Origin of the sequence: Streptomyces sp. (assembly GCF_031181555.1) — a bacterium.
GTDB lineage: Bacteria > Actinomycetota > Actinomycetes > Streptomycetales > Streptomycetaceae > Streptomyces > Streptomyces fimbriatus.
On sequence record NZ_JAPSKQ010000261.1, the window covers coordinates 1 to 5,564 of the forward strand.

Consider the following 5,564-nt stretch of genomic DNA (forward strand, 5'->3'; position numbering starts at 1 on the left):
CGTGCTGGCGTCGCAGAGCGCGCACGCGGCGCTCGGCCTCGACCACGCCCTCGGTTCCGCGCTGCGCAAGGTGATGGCCGCGCTGCCCGCCCCGCACCGCCCGGCGGCCGAACTGACCAGCCGCCGCATCCTGGTCGACCCCGACCGCTGGTATGCCGCACCCCGCCCCGAGACGGACCTGGAGGCCCTGTACGCCGCGGTCCTCAGCGACCGCCGGCTGCGCGTCCGCTACCGCCACAGCGGCCGGACCGAGCCGCGCACCTACACCGTCGACCCGTACGGGCTGGTGGCGAAGGCCGGTACCTGGTACCTGGTCGCCGACCACAGGGGCAGGCCCCGGCTCTTCCGCGCCGACCGGCTGTCGCGGGTCGGCGTCGTCGAGGCCGAGGCGCGCCGCCGTCCCGGTGTGGAGCTGGCCCGTGTCTGGCACGACCTGCGCCGCGAGGTGGAGGACCGCGGCGCCGGTGTCAGGGTCGCCGTCCGGCTGCGCCGCGAGCGGCTGGACAGGGTGACCCGTATCGCCGGCGGCTACTTCGCGGGGCCGCCCGTCCCCGAGGAGGGCACGGCGGAAGGCGCGGAGGAGTGGCTGCGGGCGGAGATCGTCTACCCCGTGGTGGAGGCGGTCCGCCACCTGCTGCAGTTCGGCACCGACGTCCAGGTCGTCGGCCCTCCCGAGGCCCGTACGGAGTTGACCCGGGTGGTCGCCGAGCTGGCCGGACTCTACGGCGACTCCTGAACCGCGGTTTCGCGGACGCCCCCGCGGGCCGCCACGGCGAGCCGGGCTCCCCGGCGCCCTCGCGCGATCCCGCCGGCCGGCGCGGGGCGGCTGTGCGCGGGCGGTCCCCGCCGTCGGCGGGAGGATGCCGCTCCTCCGGCCCCGGGAGACGGAACGGAGAAGAGCGGCCCGGTGCACCGGGCCCGCGACACCGGCACCCGGGCAGCCCTCCCGGCCGCCGGGCGTTGTTCACCGCCGCGGACGGGGTGGCTGAACAATGCGTGCCCCGGTGAACTGGGCCCGCGGTGCCGGCGTCCGGCCCGTGAGGACAGGGTCACAGCACGGAGAGAGGTCGTTGGATGATCAAGAAGGGGAGCGTGGCGGTGGTGACCGCCGGGCTGGTGCTGGCCATCGGCGGCTGCGGGGACGGGAACGGGACGGACGAGAAGGCCGACGTGCCGGACAAGAGGCCGGCCGAGGCGACGTCGGCACGGCCGCCGTCCGGGGAACTGGTGAAGTGGGTCGGCGGCATGTGCGAGTCGACGGCCGCGCTCAAGGCCCTCCGGACGGACAGCGCGGCGGACCTGAAGGAGATCCGGAACCCGGACGAGGTCGGTCCGTCCGCCGAACTCCTCGCCGTCGGCTACCTCTCCCGGACCCCGCGGGCGGTGAGGGACGTGGAACGCGGCCTGGAGGACCTCGGCCCCTCGGACGTTCCCCCGGCCGAACGGCTGCGCAACGCCTGGCTGAAGAAGCTGAAGGACGTCGTGTCCGCACTCGACGAGGTGTCCCCGAGTGCGGCCTTCGACGACGCCGAGGGCAGTGCCGCGGACGTCGACAGGCTCGTCCGGTCCCTCACACCGCCCGAGCCGGACCTGCTCGCGCTGACGAAGAAGGACCCGCGGCTCGCGGCCGCGTACAAGCGTGCGAAGCAGTGCGCCCCGGGCTGGAGGCCCGCCGGGGAGACGGCCTCGTCCGCCCCCTCCGGCCCGCTGCCCGAGGCGGCGGACGGCAAGGACACCGGCGCGTGCTCCGACGGAAAGTGCGAGGTCCTGGTGACCTCCGCGGCGCACATCACGGCGAACGGGGTGAGCGTGCGGGTCACCGTGGGGGACGACTTCGTCACCTTCCAGTCGGCGGGCACCGTGATGCAGCTCGGCGGCCAGGGCGGTGTGGCCCAGTTCGGCGACGCGCTGAAGGCGACCGTCGTCGCGCACGTCGAGAAGGACGCCGTGCTGAAGTTCACCCTCCCCTGAGCGCCTCCCCGGGCACCCGCGTCCGCCGCCGGTCCCGAACCGGACGCGGCCGGGTGCTCAGTCGCTCCGCGCGGTGCCGTCGGCCGGGCGGCGGTAGACACCGTCGTTCCGGTGCAGGTGGTTCAGGTCGACGAGGTAGCGGCGCAGGGTCACGTGGTCGGCGCGGCCGCCCTCGCACCAGGCGCGCAGCCTGTCGTCGACCTCCTTCTCCGAGTACTCCCGGCCCGGTTCGAAGCTCCGTTCCGCGATGTGGCGCAGGACGAGCTTCTTCCGGTTCCACTGCGCCGGCAGCTTCACCAGCCGCCCGTCGCGCAGGAACGTGCGGAGCACGGCCTCGGCCCGCTCGTCCCCGGTGCCGTGGTCCCGCGCGGGCCGGGGGCCGGCCGCGTCGCGCGCCAGGCGGCGGAAGGAGTCGTAGGACACCGCGAGTCCCCCGGCGTCCGCTGCGACGACCTCCCGGTCCTCGAGCCGTCGCAGCGCGACGAGGGCGTCCCTGGTCGGCAGCCCGGTCCGCTCGGCGACCTCGGTGGCGCTGGTCGCGCCCAGCGCCACGGCGGCGAAGACCCGCACCCGGGTCTCGTCGGCGAACAGTCCGATCACGTCCTCGGCCGTCATGTCCGGTCTCCGTCCTTCCGGGCGGTACCCACCGCGCCGGTCCCGGGGACGCTACCTCCGCGGCGCTCCGGCCGCCCGGCATTTTCCGCGGGCGACCGGCGCGCGTGCTCATCGGTCTCCACGGCGCGGGGCGCGGGCGCACCGGCCGATGACCGTGGCGTCGACCGGCGCCCCCGGACGCGATGACGGCGAAGAGCATCGAGGGGCCGCCCGGCGGGGCGGGCAGTACGAGGCCGGCCCGGGGAGGCGAGCGGCGGGATGACGCTCGGGCACCCGGTACGTCCCGGCACCGGTGACGGCCGGGGACGGGCCCGCGGAGGGCAGGACCTCGGCGGGCACGGGCCATGGCGTCAGGGGGTGCACGCCGCCGCGATCGACACGCTGTTCTCGTACAGGTGGTGCCGGGTGATCCGGCCGTCCTCGACGGTGAGGCGCAGTGCGAAGGGACCCGCGAAGGACTTGCCCGTCGCGCGGACGGTCCCCGAGAGGTGCCCCATCAGGACGGCGTCGGTGCCGTCGACGAGGACGGTGTCGACGGACGCGCGGGCGTCCTCGGGCACGGTGTGCTCGGCCATTTCCGCGGCCTGGGCGGCGCATTCGGCGGCGGTGGAGCGGGGGCGTATCCAGGGGACCACGGGGTTCTCGGCGAGCATCCAGTCGACGTGGTCGGCGAAGAGGGCGGTGAGTCCCTCGGTGTCCCCGGCGAGACGGAGGGCGAGGAACTTCTGGACGGTGGCGCGGGTGGCGTCCGCGGTGGCGGTGGCGGTGGTGGCGGTGGTGGATGTCATGGGACTCAGCTTGCCGGGATGTTGCCGGAACGTCGATTACGCCAGGGGTAAGGGCGGGAGTCCGCGCCGGGGAGAAGCAGCCGGCGCTGCGGCGGCGCGCCGGCTCCGCCTCCCCCGGCCCGGCCGCCCGGAGGGCCGCTTCGCCCGGGAGGTGGCCCGGGGACTCGCCGCCGTCTCGGCCGGCGATCAGGCAGGGTGCACCGGAAGCATTCCTCTGCACGCCACGGCCATCTGGCTCCGCACATGCGACGGTCGCCGAGGAAACCGGTGCGCTCCTCGTCGCTCAGATCGTCTCCGTGTCCTCGGCCGTGCGGTGTGCTCCAGCCGCGATCAACCGGGCCACACTCAGCGGCGGGCGGAGCGTGGCCGGCGACGGCATCGGGACCCGGACGGCCCGGGGGACGCCGAGGGCAGTTGCTGCCAGGTGCCACCGAAGGTGGCCACGAAGACGATCGCGGCCGGCACCTCCCGGTCACCCCGCGGGCGGCGGCCGCCACCCTGCGGACGTGTCGGAGCAGGCGGCACCACCCGCCGGAACAACTCCCACAGCCCATCCGGCACCAGGCGCTCCACGAGCGCCACGCCCGCGGACTACCGGCCACACCACATGAGACGACCGGTAGGACGAGATCAACCGGCTGGGGACGACGGCCCTTCTTCCTACTCCGCGGCTGTCCACCGGCGGAGGCCGATCGGTACGGCCGCGCAGATGGCCAGAAGCACGCTCACGAGGATCCAGACCCCCAGTTCCCGGCTGATGGACAAGGCGACCGCAGTGCCGGTGAGCGCCCCCACAGGCAGGCCGAGCGTGGGCCGCCAGTCCTGTACGCGCTCCGCCAGGACGATGCCCAGGCACAGAGCCAGGGACCCGCCGAGAACCAAGAGCATGTTCCTGCCGTTGTGCTCTTGCTTCCCCGGTTCCGTATCGCAGTGACGGCGCCCCGCCGCACAATCGGCGACGTCGATCCAGTCCGCGATCCCCCAGGCCGTTCCTGCCGCACTGAACACGAGCAGGGCGAACGCCCCCCACTTGGTGACCATGGGACGGAGCGTAGGGCATGGCCGTACGAAAGATCAGGACAGCACGCGCCGACTTCCCTGCCACGGGATTCGGCGACCGGCGGGTCATCCCATTCGGTGAGGCTGCGGTAGTGGATGGGGGTGCAGGCGGTGCCGGCGGAGGCCGGGAAATAGCCGGCGATGTGCTCGTAGCGGCGGTGGAGTCGGCGGCAGCCGTTCAACCAGGTGAGGGAGCGCTCGATTCTCCAGCGGTGACGACCCGGGCGTTCCGGGGAGTCGACACCTTTGCGGGCGGTGCGAGCGTGATGCCGCGGCTGCGGAGCCACCGGCGCAGACGCGCGTCGTCATGGCCCTCGTCGCCGTAGTCTCCGTGCGGCCGGCGGATGCTCCGAGAGCGGCGATGGGTCTCCTGCCGAACTCCGGAATCCGTGCCGTCACCGACAACAGCACCGAGGTGGCCCGCATCCCGCGGTCCCTGCCGCCACGACGCGGTGCCGGCGGACGACACTTCGACGCGCACCGAAATGTTCCGCCTCTAGCGTCCTGAGCCATGAAGATCGACACCCACCGCGTGGTCCGGCCGAGCATTCTCTACTTCGGCACCCCCGTGGTCCTGCTGACCACCGAGAACGGCGACGGCACCGCCAACCTCGCCCCGATCTCCTCCGCCTGGGCGCTGGGACAGCACATCGTCCTGGGAGTGGGCGCCGAGAGCCGGACCGCGCGCAACCTCGCCGAGCGTCCGGAGCTGGTGATCAACGCGGCGTCACCGGAGCTGTGGGAGCACGTGGAGCGCCTCGCCCCGCTCACCGGGGCCGATCCGGTGCCGGAGAGCAAGCGGGCGGTGTACCGGTACGAGCGCGACAAGTTCGCCGCGGCCGGGCTCACCCCGGCCGGCTCCGACCTGGTGAAGCCGCCGCGGGTCGCCGAGTGCGCCCTGCAGATGGAGGCGCGCGTCCGCGCCATGACACCCGGCGGGGCGGGTCTCTTCTTCAGCGTCGAGTGCGACGTGCTGCGGGTCCACGCCGACGAACGCATCGTCGTGCCGGGCACCCACCACATCGACCCCGCGGTATGGAGCCCCCTCATCTACAACTTCCGCCACTACCACGGCCTCACGCCGGAGGTCGGCCACGGCTTCCGCTCGGAGACCGCCGGGATCACCGCCCG

General features: G+C 73.9%; 6 protein-coding genes and 1 pseudogene. 3 read left to right on the forward strand and 4 right to left on the reverse strand.

The genetic code is table 11. The features are described 5' to 3' along the window. Positions 1-736: WYL domain-containing protein (locus RIM90_RS30105; protein WP_309063908.1), on the forward strand; the 736-nt coding region annotated here is incomplete at its 5' end. Between the two features lie 338 nt (positions 737-1,074). After that, entirely contained in the window at positions 1,075-1,971 is an 897-nt protein-coding gene (locus tag RIM90_RS30110; protein WP_309063909.1) for a hypothetical protein, read from the forward strand. 57 nt (positions 1,972-2,028) lie between these two features. On the opposite strand, the gene RIM90_RS30115 is transcribed toward RIM90_RS30110, so the two are convergent. From RIM90_RS30115 to RIM90_RS30130, 4 genes and pseudogenes are all read right to left on the reverse strand, one after another. Beyond that, complete coding sequence (locus tag RIM90_RS30115) at positions 2,029-2,586, reverse strand: DUF2087 domain-containing protein (protein WP_309063910.1); 558 nt, start codon at positions 2,584-2,586, stop codon at positions 2,029-2,031. 350 nt (positions 2,587-2,936) lie between these two features. Then, positions 2,937-3,374, reverse strand: coding sequence for a nuclear transport factor 2 family protein (locus tag RIM90_RS30120; protein ID WP_309063911.1), 438 nt, complete (start codon positions 3,372-3,374; stop codon positions 2,937-2,939). A gap of 366 nt (positions 3,375-3,740) precedes the next feature. Next, positions 3,741-3,956, reverse strand: a pseudogene (locus tag RIM90_RS30125) (transposase); the annotation flags it as partial. Between the two features lie 78 nt (positions 3,957-4,034). Then, positions 4,035-4,415 (reverse strand): hypothetical protein, encoded by a 381-nt coding sequence (locus RIM90_RS30130; RefSeq protein ID WP_309063912.1) that lies wholly within the window; start codon positions 4,413-4,415, stop codon positions 4,035-4,037. 529 nt (positions 4,416-4,944) lie between these two features. Between RIM90_RS30130 and RIM90_RS30140 the strand changes: the two genes are divergently transcribed. Beyond that, a partial coding sequence (locus tag RIM90_RS30140) for a flavin reductase family protein (protein ID WP_309063913.1) occupies positions 4,945-5,564 on the forward strand: 620 nt, incomplete at its 3' end.

What these genes read in the sequence shown, in the direction of transcription:
- RIM90_RS30115 (WP_309063910.1), bottom strand. Translation starts at nt 2,586, where the DNA reads ATGACGGCCGAGGACGTGATCGGACTGTTCGCCGACGAGACCCGGGTG.
- RIM90_RS30130 (WP_309063912.1), bottom strand. Translation starts at nt 4,415, where the DNA reads ATGGTCACCAAGTGGGGGGCGTTCGCCCTGCTCGTGTTCAGTGCGGCA.
- RIM90_RS30110 (WP_309063909.1), top strand. Translation starts at nt 1,075, where the DNA reads ATGATCAAGAAGGGGAGCGTGGCGGTGGTGACCGCCGGGCTGGTGCTG.
- RIM90_RS30120 (WP_309063911.1), bottom strand. Translation starts at nt 3,374, where the DNA reads ATGACATCCACCACCGCCACCACCGCCACCGCCACCGCGGACGCCACC.